The organism is Streptomyces sp. NPDC015345 (genome assembly GCF_043078805.1).
GTDB lineage: Bacteria > Actinomycetota > Actinomycetes > Streptomycetales > Streptomycetaceae > Streptomyces.
The window spans coordinates 173156-191059 of sequence record NZ_JBIBTX010000002.1 but is presented as its reverse complement, the minus strand read 5'-3'; the positions used below and the strand labels follow the sequence as shown (position 1 = coordinate 191059).

12 protein-coding genes are annotated in these 17904 nt (G+C 71.7%); 4 read left to right on the top strand and 8 right to left on the bottom strand.

Annotated features, from left to right (window positions below; genetic code table 11):
* Window positions 1-158: 158 nt before the first annotated feature.
* Complete coding sequence (locus ACF062_RS07210; RefSeq protein ID WP_392136796.1) at window positions 159-1382, bottom strand: globin domain-containing protein; 1224 nt, start codon at window positions 1380-1382, stop codon at window positions 159-161.
* Window positions 1383-1596: 214 nt separating this feature from the next.
* On the opposite strand from ACF062_RS07210, the gene ACF062_RS07205 reads away from it, so the two are divergent.
* A complete protein-coding gene (locus ACF062_RS07205) occupies window positions 1597-1743 on the top strand; it encodes a hypothetical protein (RefSeq protein WP_392136794.1) in 147 nt (48 codons plus the stop codon).
* 240 nt (window positions 1744-1983) lie between these two features.
* On the opposite strand, the gene ACF062_RS07200 is transcribed toward ACF062_RS07205, so the two are convergent.
* Window positions 1984-3636, bottom strand: a complete 1653-nt coding sequence (locus ACF062_RS07200) for an amidohydrolase (RefSeq protein WP_392136792.1) — start codon at window positions 3634-3636, stop codon at window positions 1984-1986.
* An 87-nt stretch (window positions 3637-3723) separates the two neighbouring features.
* Window positions 3724-5253 (bottom strand): MFS transporter, encoded by a 1530-nt coding sequence (locus ACF062_RS07195; RefSeq protein ID WP_392136790.1) that lies wholly within the window; start codon window positions 5251-5253, stop codon window positions 3724-3726.
* A 398-nt stretch (window positions 5254-5651) separates the two neighbouring features.
* On the opposite strand from ACF062_RS07195, the gene ACF062_RS07190 reads away from it, so the two are divergent.
* Entirely contained in the window at window positions 5652-7151 is a 1500-nt protein-coding gene (locus ACF062_RS07190; RefSeq protein ID WP_392136788.1) for a PucR family transcriptional regulator, read from the top strand.
* A 129-nt stretch (window positions 7152-7280) separates the two neighbouring features.
* On the opposite strand, the gene ACF062_RS07185 is transcribed toward ACF062_RS07190, so the two are convergent.
* Together ACF062_RS07185 and ACF062_RS07180 are read right to left on the bottom strand one after the other, a co-directional pair.
* The gene (locus ACF062_RS07185; protein ID WP_392136787.1) at window positions 7281-7499 is read right to left on the bottom strand and encodes a hypothetical protein; all 219 of its coding nucleotides are present in this window, start codon (window positions 7497-7499) and stop codon (window positions 7281-7283) included.
* 198 nt (window positions 7500-7697) lie between these two features.
* Window positions 7698-8693, bottom strand: a complete 996-nt coding sequence (locus tag ACF062_RS07180) for a zeta toxin family protein (protein ID WP_392136785.1) — start codon at window positions 8691-8693, stop codon at window positions 7698-7700.
* A gap of 24 nt (window positions 8694-8717) precedes the next feature.
* Here ACF062_RS07180 and ACF062_RS07175 point away from each other — a divergent pair, with 24 nt between their 5' ends.
* Both ACF062_RS07175 and ACF062_RS07170 read left to right on the top strand, forming a co-directional pair.
* A complete protein-coding gene (locus ACF062_RS07175; RefSeq protein ID WP_392136783.1) occupies window positions 8718-8864 on the top strand; it encodes a hypothetical protein in 147 nt (48 codons plus the stop codon).
* Between the two features lie 146 nt (window positions 8865-9010).
* Window positions 9011-10723, top strand: a complete 1713-nt coding sequence (locus ACF062_RS07170) for a hypothetical protein (protein ID WP_392136781.1) — start codon at window positions 9011-9013, stop codon at window positions 10721-10723.
* Between the two features lie 847 nt (window positions 10724-11570).
* Here ACF062_RS07170 and ACF062_RS07165 read toward each other — a convergent pair.
* The 3 genes from ACF062_RS07165 to ACF062_RS07155 all read right to left on the bottom strand — a co-directional run bounded on the left by ACF062_RS07165 (window position 11571) and on the right by ACF062_RS07155 (window position 17852).
* Window positions 11571-13760, bottom strand: a complete 2190-nt coding sequence (locus tag ACF062_RS07165) for a WD40/YVTN/BNR-like repeat-containing protein (RefSeq protein ID WP_392136779.1) — start codon at window positions 13758-13760, stop codon at window positions 11571-11573.
* A 44-nt stretch (window positions 13761-13804) separates the two neighbouring features.
* Complete coding sequence (locus ACF062_RS07160) at window positions 13805-16189, bottom strand: non-reducing end alpha-L-arabinofuranosidase family hydrolase (RefSeq protein WP_392136777.1); 2385 nt, start codon at window positions 16187-16189, stop codon at window positions 13805-13807.
* Between the two features lie 181 nt (window positions 16190-16370).
* Window positions 16371-17852, bottom strand: a complete 1482-nt coding sequence (locus ACF062_RS07155; protein ID WP_392136775.1) for a sigma-70 family RNA polymerase sigma factor — start codon at window positions 17850-17852, stop codon at window positions 16371-16373.
* Between the last annotated feature and the right edge of the window lie 52 nt (window positions 17853-17904).

Genomic DNA, 17904 nt, shown 5'->3' with positions numbered 1-17904 from the left:
GAGAGCCTCACAGATCCCCCCGCGCGCCGGGTCCGCTGAAGGTCCGCAACCCCCGGGACTTCCGGCCCTCTTGACCGGCCGCGGCCGGCTGCGGACGGCAACGGGAGGCGGCGGGCCCCGGTGGGATCCGCCGCCTCCCGTGTCGGCGGTGGGTGCGTTCAGCTGTCGGCGTGGGCCAGCCACAGGTCAGGGCCGAAGACCTCGTAGCGGATGCGGCGGGCGGGGACGCCGGCCCGGAGCAGACCGGTGCGGACGGCGCGCATGAAGGGCAGCGAGCCGCACAGGTACACGTCGGTATCGGCGGACAGGTCGAGGTCCAGTCCCAGACCCGGGCCGTCCAGGACCATCCGGCCCGGGCGCGCGCCGGCCTCCTCGTCCGCGCCCCGCTCGTACCAGAAGTGCGCCTGAGCGTCGGGGAGTTGAGACACCAGGCGCTTGGTTTCGGCGCGCAGGGCGTGGTCGGCCGGGCTGAGGTCGGCGTGCAGGATGCGCACCGGGCGGGACGAGCCGGTGGCGGCGAGGTGGGCGAGCATGCCGACCATCGGGGTGCAGCCGATCCCGGCGGAGACCAGCAGCAGCGGAGCGTCGGCGCCGTCGAGAACCACGTCGCCGAATGGTGCCGACAGGGTGAGTTCGTCGCCGGCCCGTACGGTGCGGTGCAGCTCGTTGGAGACCTCGCCCTCGGGGGCGTCGGCCACGCTCGCCACCCGCTTGACGGTGATCCGGCGCAGCCGGTCGCCGGGCGCGTCCGACAGGCTGTACTGGCGGGTCTGGTGGATGCCGTCGGGCATCGGCACCTTGACGCTGACGTACTGGCCGGCGCGCGCCCGGGGCAGCGGGCCGCCGTCGGCCGGGCGCAGCAGGAAGGAGACCGCGTCCGGGGTCTCCTCGCGCCGCTCCACCACCGTCCACCGGCGCCACGGCGCACGCGGATCGACCCCGGCCTCGTGGTAGAGGCGGGCTTCCCGCGCGATCAGTGCGCCCGCCATCAGCCAGTACACCTCGTCCCAGCCGGCGGCCACCTCCGGGGTGATCGCCTCGCCCAGGACCTCGGCAATCGCGCCGAAGAGGTACTTGTGAACGATCGTGTACTGGTCCTCGGTGACGCCGAGCGCGGCGTGCTTATGCGCGATCCGCGACAGCAGAGCGTCCGGGTGGGCGTCGGGGTCGGCCAGCAGCGCCTCGGCGAACGCGGCGATGGATCCGGCCAGTGCCTGGCTCTGCTCGCCGCTGGCCTGGTTGCCGCGGTTGAACAGCCCGTCCAGCAGCTCGGGCCGCGCGCCGAACATGGCGGTGTAGAAGCGGCCCGTGATCTCGTTCAGGGCCGCGTCGACGGCGGGCAGGGTGGCGCGGACAACGGCGGCCGAGTCGGACGACAGCATGGGTCTCCCCGGGGTGGTGGGAACGTGGTGAGCGTCGACGAGAGCGTTTCCGTGCCGCTCGTCGCGGTGATCGCTCTGCTGATCGTGGTGCCGGGGCAGGCGGCCCGGTAGGGGCGAACTTCCCTTCCCGCCGGGACTTTCAGGCCAGGCACCAGGCGGGCGGCGGCGTCCGGCATGCTGGTGGTCGGGCCGCACGGAGACGAACGGAGCTGCGGTGGAAGAACGAACGCAGGGGCCCGGGGCCCGCACACTGCTGGACGTCGTGCCGGCCATCGGCTCCGACCTCGACCTGGAAGTCGTCCTGCGGCGGATCGCTCGGTCCGCGGCTGCCCTGGCGTCGACACGGAGTACGGGGCGCTGAGCGTACTGGGCGAGGACGGCACGATCACGCGGTTCCTCACGGTCGGCATGGACGAGGCGGACGCGGCCCGGATCGGCCACCATCCGCGTGGGGGCGGGGGACGCGCGCATCCCGGTGAACGTCGCCCCTACCGGTAGGACCGACGTCCCTACCCGACATGCCCCGCTCCCCCACGCCCGCGGCCCCGCGGACGCCGGTCGGTGCCGGGTCGCGGGGCAGGGGGACGGTGCCTGGCCGGGGTCAGGCGGTGTAGGTCGGCCGGCCGTCCAGGTAGGTGGCGAGTACCTGGAGGTCACCGATGGTGTCCGGGTCCACCGCGTACGGGTCGTCGTTCAGGACCACCAGGTCGGCGTGCTTGCCCACTTCGAGGGAGCCGACCTCGTGCTCGCTCTGGAGCTGCCACGCGGAGTCGATGGTCTCGGCGCGGATCGCCTCGTCGAGGGTGACGCGGTTCTGCGGTCCCAGGACGCGGGTGCCGGAGCGGGTGCGGCGGGTGACCGCGACCTGGATGTTGCGCAGCGGCTCCACCGGGGTGACCGGCGAGTCGTTGTGGAAGGAGATCCGGATGCCGGCGTCCAGGGCGGCCCGGGCGTTGGCCCAGTCCTCGGCCCGCTCCCCGAACAGGCTCTCCACCAGGACGTCGCCCCAGTAGTAGATGTGGTCCACGAAGAGGCTGCAGGTGATGCCCAGCTCGGCGGCCCGCCGGTACTGCTCGCGGGTCATGGTGCCGCAGTGCTCGAAGCGGGTGCGGTGGTCCGGGCGCCCGTGCTCGTCCAGCACCTTCTCGAAGACGTCGAGCATCATGTCCACCGCCACGTCGCCGTGGACGTGGCAGGCCAGCTGCCAGCCGCGCGGCAGGTACGCCTCGGCGATCGCGCGGGCCTGCTCCGCCGTGTAGTTGGCGCAGCCGCGGTGGTCGGGGCCCAGGCCGATGGCGGCGGTGCGGTCGTTGGTGAGGTACGGGAAGCTGGTGGCGATGTTGCCGATCCACGGGCTTCCGTCGGCCCACATCTTGATGCCTATCTGGCGGAACATGGCGTCGCCCTGGCCGGGGACGGCGTCCGTGTGCAGCTCCGCGTTGGACATCTCGTAGGCCCGGACCCGCACCCGGGCCTCCGGGCTCCGGGCGAACGCGGCGCAGACCTCCCGCATGCCGGCCTTGAGGCCGAGGTCCCCGCAGGTGGTCAGGCCACGGGCGGCGAGCACCTCGTGCTCATTGGCGAGCAGCGCGGGGGCGCGGTCAGCGGGCGGGTTCAGCGGGGTGCCGATCATCATCAGAGAGGCCGGGGCCTCGACCGCCTTCCCGGTGGGCTCGCCGTCGGCGTCGCGCTCGAAGTGGCAGCCGGCCGGGTCCGGGGTGTCGCGGGTGAGCCCGATCGCCTTGACGGCCAGGGAGTTGCCCCAGGACATGTGCGCGGAGTTCTGGAGTATCGCGACCGGGTTGGCGGGGGCCAGCTCGTCCAGCCAGGCGCGGGTGGGCTCTCCGAGGCCCTCCTGGAGGAGGGTGTCCCAGCCGACGAAGGCCAGCGGCACACCGGGTTCGGCGGCGGCGATGGTCTCGTTGATCCGCGCGCGCACGGCCTCGGCGGTGGGGCAGGTCATCGGGCGGATGTCCACCACGTCGGGGCCGTCGGTGGTCATGCTGACGCTCGGGTGGCCGTGCGCCTCGACGAAGCCTGGCAGCGCGGTACGGCCGCCCAGGTCGACGATGTCGGTGTCCGGGCCGCCCAGGGCGCGGATCTCGTCGCTGTCGCCGAGGGCGATGATGCGGCCGCCGCTCACCGCGAGCGCCTCGGCCCGGGGCCGGGACGGATCGACGGTGATCAGGTTGGCGTTGACGAAGATCCGCTCGGGTGCCTGGCCGGCGGGCTCGATCGCGGGAGTGGTGCTCATGGGGGACCTTCCTAGGGTGGTACGGGTGGTACGGGTGGTACGGGCGGGGGAAGGGAGGCGGGCCAGGGGAGCCGGGTGCGCCAGGGGTCAGGCGGGTTCGTCGGTCCGCGCGGCCGCCTGGGCCCATTCGGCCGGTTCGGTGGCGGTCCGGTTCGGGACCGTTGCGGGGCCGTCGTCTCGCCGGGGCCGCATCATCCGCCAGATGACCAGCGCGGCGACCGCGAGGAAGACGGCGACCAGCAGCATGCCGAGTGCGAAGCCGCGGGCGGCGGCGTGCTGCGGCGTACCGGAGGAGGAGGCGGTGAAGGAGTTCACCACCGGGATGAGACCGCCCAGGCCGAGCCCCATGCCCATCTGACCGACCGCGGGCTTGATCGCGCCCACGGACCCGACCATCGAGGACGGCGCGGACCGCATCATCACCGTGGACTGGGGGTTCTGTGCCCAGGTGACGCCGAATCCGATCACCGTCGAGGTCGCCAGGAACAGCCACAGCGGGGTGTGTTCGGTGGTGAAGGCCATGGCCAGCAGGGCGACCGCGATGATGCCGAGACCGCTGACGAACATCGCCCGGTCGCTGATGCCCCGCCGGGTCTGGAAGGCCCCGGCCCCGAACGCACCACCGATCGAGCCCGCGCCGAACATCGCGATCACGATCGAGGAGACGAAGGCCGACTTGCCGAGCGTCCCCTGGACCATCAGCGGGTACTGCATGGTCACCGCCGCGTTGCCGAGGTTGAAGACCACCCCGACCACGATCGCCGCGACGAACGGGCGGGAGGCGAACAGCTCCATCGGGAAGGCCGGTTCGTCCACCCGCCGCTCCCAGGCGGCGAACAGGCCGAACAGCACCACCGCGGCCGCCATCAGCCCCAGCGTGACCGGCGACAGCCAGCCGTGCGCACCGACCTGGCTGAACCCTTCGATCAGGCAGATCAGCGCCAGGGCCGCGAGCAGCACCCCGACCGTGTCGAAGCGGCGCGCCTTCTCGGCCCGGCTGTCCGGCACCGTCAGGTACGCCCAGGCGGTGGCGATCAGGCCGATCACCGGGATGACGAGGTAGCCGATCCGCCAGCTGAAGTGCGTGACCAGCAGACCACCGCCGATACAGGCGACCACGATCATGATGCCCTGCACACCGAGCCAGATCCCGAACGCCCGGGGCAGCTCGCGCGGGTGGAAAAGCAAGGGGATGATCGCCAGACTCATGCCGAAGGCGGCCGCCGTCCCGATACCGGTGACGATGCGTCCGATGAGGAAGACGGCGCCGTTGCCGGCCAGGGCGGTCACCAGGCAGCCGACGACCGCGGCGAGCGCGCCGGCCAGCAGGACCTTGCGACGTCCGCGCAGGTCGCCCAGGGACCCGGTGCCCAGCATCGAGGCCGCCAACAGCAGCGTGGCGATACTGGCCGCCAGCGTCATCGTTCCGGAGCTCATGCCCAGGCCCTCGGCGGCCCGCGGCAGGGCGGTGGAGTTCAGGCTCGGGTCGACCATCTGGATCGTGGAGACCGCGCTGACTCCCAGGAGGGCCGCCTCCCGCCGCCGCGGATTGCGCAGCATCCGGGGCGACCAGTTCTGCGGCACCGGTGGGTCGGTGGAAACCGCGGGACCAGGCATTGTCGGTCATCTCCTCTACGGGGTACGCCCGTTCCCGGTGCCGCGAGGTGGGCGGCGTTCTCCGGGCCGGCGGAGTGCTCGTGTGGTGTGCCTCCAGACTGGGCCGCCCGGGCCGGCGGAATTCCCGGCGAAAGTCCCACCCCACAAACCGGTGCCGACGGTGTGCCGGGGTGCGGCCGGGCCCCTGTGGCCACGCGGCCAGCCGCCACCGCCCGCGAACCGCACCGGAGGCGGTGCCGCACCGCTCCGGACGGCCGCCGGTGGCCACGCGTCCAGGACGGATGGCCCGCCCCGGAGACCGGCCGCACGTCCCGAAACCGGCGGGACGGAAGACCCGGGTGATCCCCGTCACCGGGCGGCGGCACCGCGGCACGCGCACCGGCCGAAATAATGGGGATATGGCGGTACAGACACTGCAATTACTGGCGAATCTCTCCCCGCAGGCCCGTCTGATGGTCGGCGCCTGGGGTGTGGAACGGCAGGTGACCGACCTGACCGACCTGCGCGGACGCTCCCTGACGGAACCGGACCCGCCGCCGGCCGGACACGCCGTGGCCCTGGACGCCGCGGCCATCCCGGCCGACCGGGACGCGCAGCGCGCCCTGATCGCCCGCCTGCGCCACGTACCGCTCGCGGTCGTCCAGGTGGCCGATGCCGCCCAGCCCGTCCCCATCGGTTTCCTCGCCTTGGCCGAGCAGTACGAGGTGCCGGTGGTGCGCTGGCTCCCGGCGCACGGCCAGGACCCGGCGGCCGAGATCCATGCCGCGCTGCGCCGCGTCCGGCCGGCTGTCCCGGAGCTGGGTGCCTGGGCCCGCGCGCTGGCCACCGAACTCGACGCGCACGTCCACGTCCTCGACGCCGGACTGCGGCCCCTGGCCGGACACCCCGACGCGGGCGGTTCGCTGCTCGCTCGGCTGCGCGGCGAACTGCCGCCCGCCGCCGGCCACGACCCGATGTTCCGCGCGGTGCTGGACTCCGGCGGCGAGCGGGTCCGGGTGCGGTCCATCGCCGTCGGCGGCGGTGTCCGGGCGGTGCTGCTGGTGACCGGCCGCCCTCTGGACACGGCCCGTCTTGAGCGCCTGGACCGCGCCGCGGCCGAGCTCGCCGACCACTTCAACCGGGGCCGCCCGCCCGCCCCGCACGAACTGCTCATGCTCCAGGCGGGGATACGGCTGCTGGCCGGCCACGCGCTGCGGAGCGGTGTGTGGAGCAAGGTCGTCGAGGAGTTCCGGCTCCCGCAGGCCGGCCCGTACGCGATGCTGGTGCTCACCGGTGCCTCGCCCACGCTGCTCGGCGCGGCGCTGGAGGAGTGCTGGGGCCTGGGGCGCTGGGTGACGCCGTGCGAGGTTCCCGAGGGGATGCTGCTGGTGGCCCGCGCCGAGGTCTTCCTGGACGCCCGCACCCTGGTCGACGGGCTGGCCGACCACCTCGCCCGCCCCGTGCACGCGGGCCTGGCCTCCCTCCAGCACCGCTCCGAACTGGGCGTCGCCTACGAACAGGCACGGTCCGCCGCCCGCCAGGCCGTTCGCCGACAGGTTCCCCTGGTGACCCACGGCGAACTGGAGTGGCGGGACCTGGTGCCGGCGACCATCGACCTGGCCGGGGTGGCGCTGTTGCGCGCGCGCCTGCTGGAGACCCTGGAGACGGCACCCGGCGGCAACGTCCTGCTGACGACGCTGCGCACCTGGGTCCGCGAGGAATACCGCAACGACCGCACCGCTGCGGCCCTGGGCGTGCACCGCCACACCCTCAACAACCGGCTGCGCCGCTGCGAGCGGCTCCTCGGCGCGCCGCTGGACGCCCCGGACGCGTCCTTCGGCCTCTGGCTGCTCTTCCACGATGATGCGGACCCGGACGAAGGCGAGGGAGGGGGCGGTGCGCGGCGCGGTCCGGGGTGAGGTGCGGGCGGGCCGGGGAGGCCGGGCGCGGGGGCCGTTCGCGGTCCGGGACGCATGGGGCGGGAACGCGGTGGCCTCCGCCACCCGTTCCCGGGTGGCGGAGGGCGCAGAGAACTGACGGGCCGTCAGTTACCGTGCGTCCGGCTGGCGGCCGGCCCGGCGGCGGGTGCCGTAGACGGTGGTGGCGACACCGCCGACGAGTACGGCGGCGGCCAGGGCGCCGATGCCGGTCAGGCCGTCGGCACTGGCGTGCGCCGGGCGCCTCCTGGTCCTGCCGGCCGGCCGCAGCCGAGCCGGGCCGGGCGTCGCCGGCCGGGGTCCGGGTGCCGTGCGCCGGGGCGACGGCATGACCCGAGCCGCTGCGGCCCTTGGCGTCCCGGGCTTCTTTCCCGCCCTCGGGGCTCTTGCCGCCGTGGGTTCCCTGATCGCGCAAGGTGCGCAGCACGGTGCGGGCAGCTCGGGTCTCGCCTGCTACGGGCTGCCCCATCACGTACACGGCCCGGGGCCGCTCCTGGGCAAGGATGTCGTCCAGGTAGCCGGGCACAATCAGGTTTTCGAAGGTCCACGTGTGTTCACCGGAGGACGGCCGGTGGTAGTCCACGCCGGTGCCGTACGGGTTGCCCGGGCGCGGCGGCGCAGGAGTTCGGCGAGTGCGGTGGCCCGGGTGACGTCCCGCTGGACCGCGAGGCGGTTGCCCTCGGGGATCGGCGTCGTGCGCAGCAGGCGCTCGCTCAGCGCGAGGCCCTGGAGGAACCGGGTTGCCTCGCGGGCGGTCCACGGCCCCACCTGTTCCGTGGCCACCGCCTGTGCGTCCGCGGGCCGGCGGCGCCAGGTGCTCTCGCCGGTCAGCTCGTTGTCGTACAGCAGGGCGAAGTCCCGCCGCACCACGGGCATCTGGTGAACGAGCTGTTCGTCCTCGACCACCGTCAGGTTCCGCAGGAGCCGCTGCGCGCAGGTGTCGAGGTTGTCCCAGCTCACGAACCGCCCACCCTCCTGATGGAGGGCGCCGTCGAGGAAGCGGGCGAGAGTGCCGGCCTGACAGTGGGCGAGTGAGGCGGCGACGGTGACGAGTCCGAGGCGGGTGCCGTCCCTGCGGACCGCCGCTGCGGCGGCCCGCAGGTCTTCCACGTCGGCGTCGCCCAGGGCGGTTTCGATCACCGCGCCGAAGCGGTGGGCCCGCGCGTGCGCCAGGGCGGCCGCCTGCCGGCGGCGGGTGTCGGCCCTCACCCGGACACCTGCGGTACGGACGTCGTCGGCGACCGCGGTCTTGCCGCTGCCCGGGGGCTGGCGACGTAGATGTGCACTGGCTGGTCCTGGCGGACCGCCGTTGCCGTCCAGGTCGGCAGGATGCGCCGGGCAAGGATGCCGCTGCCCCCGGAAGAGGCAAGGCGATCCCGCACTGGCGCTCCAAGTAGTCGTCGTGTGGTGGTCTGCGCTGCTTCCCAACGGCCGCTCAGACGGAGTTGAGCACGTCAACTCCTTTTGAGGATATGGGAGTTGCTTCGAAGAAGCTTGAGAGACCCCCGGGTGTGCGTAAAACACACAGCAACCGAGAAAGGGGCCGGCATGGCCATTCAGATCACCCCGGGCCCCACGGTCGGCGAATCGACGCCGGTGCGGGATCCGCAGACCGATGATCCGCGCGGATATCTGGACAGGGCGACCAAGGACGGACGGCCGGGGCTGGCACCGATTTTACTGCACATGGGATGACATGCAACACTTGTTGCATGTCGCACGCCGTCTCACACGAAGGAGCAAGACCGGGAATGGGAATGGCACACCACACGGGGGCACACGGCACGGCCTACGGAGCGTCCCGCACGCGGCGTGCTCGACCGTGTCGCTCCCGGATCATCGTGGGCACGTCTTCGGTCGCGGTGCTCGCGCTCCTGGCGCTCTCCAGCTCGGTGACACCCGGTTACTCCACACCCATGTCCCAGGCGACCGCCGTCAGCGGCGCCTTCTCCGGGGCCGACACCCCTGGTGCCGGTCTTGCCAGACCGGTGATCACCCGACCCGCCGACCACTCCACCGTGGCGGCCGGTCGGCAGTCCAGCCAGATCAGCTTCGGTGGCACCGGCGAACCCAAAGCGACCTTGTCCCTTGAGTACCGTAAGGCCGGTGCCGCCTCCTGGAAGTCACTGAACAGCTTCACCGGCCTCGTCGACCCGGACGGGAAATGGGCCGATATCGCCCGCTTCCCCGCCGGGGCACTGGCGGACGGCCTCTTCGATTTCCGTGTGACCCAGAAGAGCGGCCGGCACCAACGGACCTCCGCCCCCGTCACCCTCACCATCAAGCTGGGCGTCCAGCCCGCCATGTTCACCACTCCGCGCGAGGGTACTTTCCTGTCCAACCACTTCTGGCTCTCCTTCGGCGGTATCGGCGAGCCCGGCGCGCGGATCTCTCTGAGCTACGGCCCCGGCCGCACGCCCATGCCACTGAAGTCCGGCGGACGCGTGAACGACGACGGCATGTGGTCCGCCTCAACGTCGGGCTTCGCTGTGCCCACCGGTGTGCATGACATCTACGTCACCGAAGACGCCGCCTCCGGCCACGAGGACAAGCGCACCATCCGCATCATCACCGATCCACGCGCGTCACAGCTTCAGTGGAACACGGACGCCACAACCGCCCGCGTGCGGGCCGGTGGTGTCATGCGGCTCAATGGATGGACCAACTCCGTTCAGAGCATCGGCAACGTGGACGTCCAACTGGTGACTCAGGGGCGACGGTTCTCACTCGGACAGGTCGCCACCACGACGACCGGGTCGTCCGCGATCTTCGACAAGAGGGGCGTCCCCGTGCCGACAAGTGTGCCCCCGGGCATGGCGAATCTGGTGGTGTCCGAACCGAAGAATCCCGACAACTACGACACCGTCCCCGTCGAGATCCTCCCCACACTGCCGATGAAGCTGTCGCTCACGGCGAAGAACGGTGTCCAGGGGCCTACGTTGACCGGTTCCGGGCAGCCCGGCGCGTCCGTGCAGTTCCGCACGGCGGACGGGACGTGGGTGACCGACGAGCGGACACACATCGAGGACGACGGCTCCATCAGTCACTTCTACAACAACCCCTCGCGCAAGGCGGAGTGGGACTGGGCCCACCTGACCGCCCGACAGCACTTCCCCGATGGAACCAGCGGTCCCGAGATCACCGTGCCCGTCACCTTGCCCACCCCGGACATCTCCTCCGTCACCTGGAGCGACTCCAAGGTCGTCGTCAAGGGCAAGACCCTCGGCGACAGCGAGGCCAAGGGCATCCTCCAGGTCCAAGCGGCAGACGGCACCTGGTTCGACGCCGGAGGCGTCAGCGCCAACGGGTCCTTCAGTCTGTCCCTGGACCCGTCCCGGCTCGGCGACACCTTCAAGGTCAGGCTTCAGGACGACTGGACCAAGCGGGCCACCCCCGCGAGCGTGGCGCAGCAAACCCCCCGGCCCGAGGCCACGCCGCGGTCCGCTCCCACTCCGGAAGCCACGACCGAGGCGACGGCCCAGCCCGCGCCCACGGCCACGGCCACACCCACGGCCACGGATGCGTCTTCCACGCCGTCGCCTCGGGCCAGCTGACCAGCGGGTTTCCCCTGGGGCCACGAGGCAGGCAGATCGGTTGAGCCGGACAGCGAAGCGCAACCGAAAAGCGGAGACACGGCCTTGATAGATCCTGCCCGTCCCCGACGCCGACCCCGTTTCAGCACCAGCCCCACCGCCCGGCCCCATCGCCCCGGCCGCCGCCTGCGGCGCCAAGGCGATGGGGCCGGCCGCTCCGTCGGCCAGTGCGAGTGCCAGTGCCGACACCGGCCCCAGCAGCGGCACCGCCGGCCGCCGCCAAGGGGGACGCTGTTAAGGCCGGCGAGGCTGTGGGGCGCGCGGCCGATGCGGCGAGCAGCGCTTCGCAGGCCGCGCGTACCGCCATCAGCGCATCCAACACTGCTCTGTCCGCAGCACGTACTGCCTCCAACGCCACGACAGCGCGGCAGCCGCGACGTCGGCTACCGGACAAGCAGCCTCCCGCGCCCACCCGGCAGCCACCTCCGCCTCTGCAAACGCCGCCGACGCAAAAACAGCACGCCAGGCAGCCGAGGCCGCCCGCAACGCCGCCGCAAGTGCCCGCACCGCGGCCACTGCCGCAGGGCATGCCGCACATGCAAGCGACCAAGCCGGACGTTCCGCACGGTCTGCTGCAGCCGCCGGACGCGACGCCGCCGCAGCTACTTCTGCTTCCGCAGCCTCCGCATCAGCCTGCCGTCCCGGCTCTCCATGTCGCTGCGCCGCTCGCTGCGGACGCGCTCAGCGAGAGCCGCAGGTCAGCGACCCTTCTCAGCAGGCTCAAGGATCGCCACGAACTCCGCCCTCCTGACCGTGGATGTCGCCTCGGCCAGGAGGGCGGCCCGCTGTCACGGGCGACGCTCGGCGATCAGGACGGGTCGCCGTACTGGAGGCCGCGGCCGTTGGTGCCGATGTAGACACGGCCGTAGGTGTCGGGATCGCCGGTCACCACGCCCTGACTGCCGATGGCGCCCCACTGGTGGGCCTTGTCGTTGACGCGGGTCCAGGTGGCGCCCTTGTCGGTGGAGCGGAAGACGCCGGTGACGTCCTTGACCGTGCCGATCAGGTACAGCGTCTGGTACGAGGCGCGCGGCGCGGCCTTGCCGAAGCCGACCGCCGAGGCGGACGTCACCGAGGTGAGCCGGGTGAACGTGCCGCCACCGTCCGTGGAATGGAGCAGGCCCTTGCCGCCACCCGTGATCCACAGGTCGCCGGCCCGGCCCGGCACGGCCTTGAGGCGGCCGTCGGCGGGCAGGCCGGTCGCGCGGGCGGTGAAGGTCGCGCCGCCGTCGGTGCTGGCGTAGAGGGTGCCTCCGGCCAGGGAGTAGAAGGTGCGGGCCAAGGAGCGGTCGGCGACGACCTCTGCCCCCGTGCCGAGCCCCTGCACCTCTCTCCAGGTCGCTCCCTTGTCCGTCGAACGGTACGGGGACTGCCCGGCCTGGGTCCACACCAGCGTGGAGCCGTCCGCCGCGAGGGCGATACGGCCGCTGTGGGCGCCGGCCACCGGTTCGGCGGCGAAGCCCCGCCAGGTGACGCCTCCGTCGGTGGAGTAGGCGCCGTCCTGCTTGCCGCCCGTACCGACCCGCGCCATCACCGACGGCTTCTTCTCCGCGTAGTCGATGTCGGTGCTGTTGCTCATCAGCGGGTTCTTCATGCGCCCGGGCGGCACCCGCGTCAGGTCGGTGTGCCGGAATCCGCCCTGGTCACCCATGGCGGTCAGGACGCTCGCGCCGCCGGGCGGGGCGATGGCGTCGAGGATCGCCGTCTCCTCGAGTCCCTTGGCCCCTGCGGCCCAATGGCTCGTCCCGGCGTCGGCGTCCTGGCTCCGCCAGATCCCGTTGCCGGTGCCGTACAGCACGTGCCCGGAGTCGAACGGGTCGATCGCGAGGGCCGTCATCCAGTGACCGGTGTGGGTGCCGACGTACGGCGCGCCGGAGGCGTCCCGTACGGACTTGTCCGCGAGGGCCTTCCAGGTCGAACCGCCGTCAGTGGTGCGGTAGATCTCGTCCTCGGGGTACCAGCGGCCCAGTGTCGTGACCATCACCGTGGACGGCTTGCGCGGGTCGACCGCGAGCCCCGAGAAGCCGTACGAGCCCCGCGAGGGGGACACGTCCTTCCAACTCCCGCCGCTCGTCGAGTACTTGTGGACCGAGCCGCCGGTGACGCCGTTGGGCCCGAGGTTGTCGGTGTACGTCACATACAGCGTGCCGTCACCCGTGACGACACCGTGCTGCGGCAGCTGGCCGGTCGGCTGCCCGGCGACCGGCTGCCAGGTGGCACCGCCGTCGGTCGAGCGGTAGAGGGGCTTGGACTTGTCGGCGACTCCGACGTACACGGTGTCGCTGCCCTTCGGCCCGTACGTCACGAACGAGATGCCCCCGCCGCTGTCCGCCCCGTCCTTGACCGGGAAGGACTCGACCTGACGCCAGCTCGCACCGTGGTCGGTGGACCGCCACAGCCCGTTCTTGCGAGAGCCGAGGAGCAGGTTCGAGTTGTCCGACGGATCGACGACGAGGCGTTCTCCGGCGCCGCGGCCGTCCTCGTTGCCGCCGATCTTGAAAGGCAGCTTGGTGCGCTTGAAGGTGCGGCCACGGTCGGTGGAGCGCAGGATCGCGCCGTTGCCCGCCCAGTCGTTGGTGTATGTGCCCGCGCCGAGGTAGAGCCGGTCGGGGTCGACGGGGTCGGTGGCGAGAGAGTCGATGCCGAGCAGGTTCCAGTCCTTCTCGCCGAGCCAGTCGGTCAGCGGGATCCACTTCTCGGCGCCGGCGTCCCAGCGGTACGCGCCGCCCATGTCGGTGCGGGCGTACAGCAGGCCCTGCTCACGCTGGTTGAAGACGAGGCCCGGGACGTAACCGCCGCCGACGGTCTGCGCGTTCTTCCACTTGTACGGTGCTGCCGCTGACGTCCGGGCCTTCGCGGCCTGGGAGTCGTCCTGCGTGAGGAGCAGGTACGGCACGGCCGCGGCGGGCACCGCGAGCAGCAGGGCGACGGCGCCCCCGCGGCGACGGTGCAGACCGCGCCGCCGGGAGCCCGTGTGGGTGGGGGGTGAGGTGTTCATGGGGGCAGTGCTCCTTGCAAGTAATGGGCTGTCTGCGGAACGGCTCAGCGCTTCAGGGTCAGAACACCCGGCCGGTACGGCAGCGCGTCGTAGGGGGCGTCCGACTTCGGGTCCTTGCCCTGGTAGAGCAGCTGGAGGTGGCACGGGTCGACGGTCATGGTCTGGTCCGGGTTGGAGCGGATCAGGTCACCGTGGCTGATGTCGTCGGTCCAGGTCGCGCCGCTGTTTGCCTTGCCCGCGAAGGGGTTGGACTCGGTGGCGGCCTGCGGGGTCCACGTACCGTTCAGGCTGGTCGCCGTGAAGGAGCGGAAGTAGCGCTTCTCGCCGGCGCCCCGCGCCTCGACGATCATCAGGTACTGGTTCTGGCCCTGGACCTTGTAGACCTGCGGTGCCTCGAAGAGGTTCTTGACCGTGTCGCTCATGACCGTCGTGTACGACGAGCCGAAGTTGCCGGGGAAGTTCCCGATCGGCATGGACGCCCGGTAGATCTTGCCGTTGTCACCGGCGAAGAAGAGGTACATGTTCTTGTCGTCGCCGATCAGCGTCTGGTCGATCGGGCCGGTCCGGGAGTCGGGCAGGCTGCCGGTGAACAGGGGCTGCGGCGCGGACCAGCCGTTGGGGTTGGCCGGGTCGGCGGAGGTGCGGTAGCTGAAGGGCGAAGCCCCCCACTGGTACGTAAGGACCCAGATCTTCTTCGGCGCGAAGTAGAAGAGGGTGGGCGCGACCGCGTTCTGGCTCATCTTCGTCTGCCTGGCCGCCCTCATGCCGGACCAGTCGCTGAACGGGGCGAACGCCATCGAGCCGTACGAGGTGCCCGTAGACATCGACCCGTAGACGAGGTGCTTGCCGTTGTACGGGACGTGGGTGAAGTCCTTCAGCGAGGCCCAGCCGTTCGCGGGCTGCGCGAGGGCGCCGGTCGAGCTCCACTTGTACGTGGACGGCAGCGCGCACGTACCACCGGCCGCCCCGGAGGGGACGGTCCACTTCTGGTTGTCGACGTCGGCGCAGGTGTACAGCTGGATCTTGGTGCCGTTGGACGTGCCCGCGCCGATCGCGTCCACGCACTTGCCGGACCGGACGCCGGAGATCGAACCGTCGCGGTTGATGTTCCACTGCTGGTTCGTGCCGCCGTTGCAGTCCCAGATGACCACCTCGGTGCCGTTCGCCGTGCCCTTCGCCTTCGCGTCCAGGCACTTGTTGCCGAACACCTTCAGCTGCTTGGCAGCGGTGTGCGTCCAGCTCTGGTTGGACTGCCCGTCGCAGTCCCTCAGCTGTACTCGGGTGCCGTTGGCCGTCGAGGAGTCGGGGACGTCGATGCAGCGGCCGGAGGCCACGCCCTTGATCCGGCCGGTGCCGTCGCCCGGGTCGGCCGGGGTGGTCGTACCCGACCCCGCGCCGAACGCCTTCTTGACGGCGTCGTACGCGGGCTTCGGCTTGCCGGCCGCGTCGAACAGCAGCGGCTTCTCGTCCGCGCGCCACGAGTCGCTGTCGCGGACGCCCCACACCGTGATGCCGGTGCAACGCTTCACGCCGAGGCAGGCGTTGACCGCACTCGCGTAGTGCGCGGGAGACGCCTGGGCGATGTCCAGCTCGGTGATCTGCACGTCGACGCCGAGGGCCGCGAAGCTGTCGAGGGTCTTCTTGAAGCTTGCCGGCGGGCCGCCCGCCCCGAAGTGGCTCTGGAAACCGACGCAGTCGATGGGGACACCGCGCGCCTTGAAGTCCTTGACCAGGCGGTACACGCCCTGGGTCTTGGCGGCCGACCAGTCCTCGATGTTGTAGTCGTTGTAGCAGAGCTTCGCGGCCGGGTCGGCCGCGCGGGCGGTGCGGAACGCCTCCTCGATGAAGCCGCTGCCGAGCACCTTCTTGAACACCGAATCGCGCAGCGCGCCGCTGCCGCCGTCCTGGAACGCCTCGTTGACGACGTCCCAGGCGTAGATCTTGCCCTTGTAGCGGCCCATCGTGGTCTTGATGTGGTTGTTCGTGACGCTGCGCAGCGTGCTCGGGTCGTTGATCGCTTTCGCCCAGTCCGGCAGCTGCGAGTGCCACACCGTGGTGTGGCCGCGCAGCCGCTGGCCGCGCTCCAGGGCCCGGTTGACGATCTTGTCGGCGGCCGCGAACCGGAAGTTCCCGCGGGACGGCTCGACCGCGTCCCACTTCATCTCGTTCTCCGGGGTGATCATGTTGAACTCCCGGTCGGCGATCGACGTGTACGTCGAGTCGCTCAGCCGCCCCGCGGCTATCGCGGTGCCGAAGTACCGGCCCGACGAGGACGCCTCGGCCTCCAGGCTCGCGGCCCCGGCGGAGTTGGGGAGCAAGGTCACGACACCGGCCACCAGCGCCGAGGCCGTCAGGCCGATCGTCAGCGTCCGGCGGGGCCGGCGGAGCCGGTGCAGGCCCTTGCGGGGTTCATCGGTGTGTCTGGTCATGGGGAGTGGCCTTCTTCAGGGGGATGGATCAGCGGGGGACGCCGGTGAAGCGGCACCCTGAAGAGGAGGCTGGGGAAGGTGGGACGGCGTAACGAAAAATGTGCGCGCCCACGCGGTGACGGATCTCGCAGCGGAAAAGTGTTATCCGGGGGCCGGCTGCGAGGTCAGCGGATCCGGAGCGTCACGTCTGCGGCGCGCGGACGACGAAGGAGGCCTGGCCAGTGAAGGTACGCGTGCCGTTGGAGCCGTCGAGGCGGATCGATCCGTCGCGGGGCCGCAGGGCGGAGCCCGGGTAGTTGTGCGCGTGCAGCGTCACCGATCCGTCGACCGTCCCGGGGCGCGGGCAGAAGGTGGCGTCCTCCCGGAACAGCCGGCTGCCGTCGTCGACGCTCAGCCGCAGCCGCAGATAGTGGTGGCGCAGATACCGGCCGTCGGCCGCCCGGAACGTGACACACCGGCTGTCCGCGAGCCCCTTGCTGACGGTGAAGGTGTCCGCAACGCTGCCGAGCGTCGCGAAGTCGCCGTCGTACGCGAGGAACTGGCCGGGCCGGTCCACGGATTCGAGGGACCGCGCGCCCAGCGGAACCACGGCCGGGCCCGACGGCGTGGCCGAGGGAGCCGACGGAGCCGGGGCGGTCGTGCCCGCTGTCGGTGCGGCGACGGCATGGGGCACCCGGTGCTCCGGTTCGGGCCAGGCGACGTACGTGGCGGTCCCGGTGACGAGCACCGCGCCGGTGGCGAGGGCCGCGACCGGATGGGCGGTCACCGCGTGGAGCTTGCCCAGCAGAGCTCCGCCCCCCGCCGCCGCACCCGTGGCGCTCGCGGTAGCCGCCGTCGTCACCGCCGTACCCGACAGCAAACCCTTCGCGACCAGCGCCGCGAGGAGCGCCGTCGGCACGGCCAGCGGCGTGAGGCCGGACAAGAGCAACTCGGCCGGTACCCGCTCGGCCGCCGTCGCCGTACATGTCGCGCAGTCGCGCGTGTGCCGGGCGATCCGCTTGCGCCACACGGACGTTCGCGCACCGTCCCAGCCCGAGACGGTCGCGCTCAGGCCCGGACAGCGCGGGTCGGCCGCCAGCGCGGCGACGATGGTCCGGCTCAGTTCCAGCTGCTCGCGCATGCGCTGCAGGCGAACCCCTGTGTGGGAGACGCCGACGCCAGTCGCGTCGGCGATGTCCTGGCGGCTGAGCAGCCCGGCGCACTCCTGCCACCACAGCGAAAGGAGCACCCGGTGTTCCGGGTCGAGCCAACGGCCGGCTTCGACCGCCTGTCCGCGCTCCTCCGACATGCGCAGCCGCAGGATCGTCGTTTCCTCCAGAGGGGCGGCGGCGTCCGGCACCGGGAGCGCCTCGTCGATGAGCGTGGTCCGGTCGGCGAGTGTGCGCTGCCGCTGCCAGTACGTGTTGATCTGCCGGAGCGTGATCGACACCAGCCACGACCGGAAGCTCTCCGGGGCCCGCAGCGCGGGCAGGTCGCGTACCGCCCGCAGCAGCGTCTCCTGGACGACGTCGTCCACGTCGGCATGGCCGCTCAGTGCCCGTCCGACGATGTTGTACAACAACGGCAGATACGCGGAAACGAGCTCCTCGCGCGCCCGCTGGTCACCGCGCTGCGCCGCGAGGACCAGCCTCACGTGATCCGCGTCCATGAGCACCGGTCCCATCTCTTCAGGGGAGTGATCCGCCGAGTACGGCGCCACACCCTAGCCGTGTGGA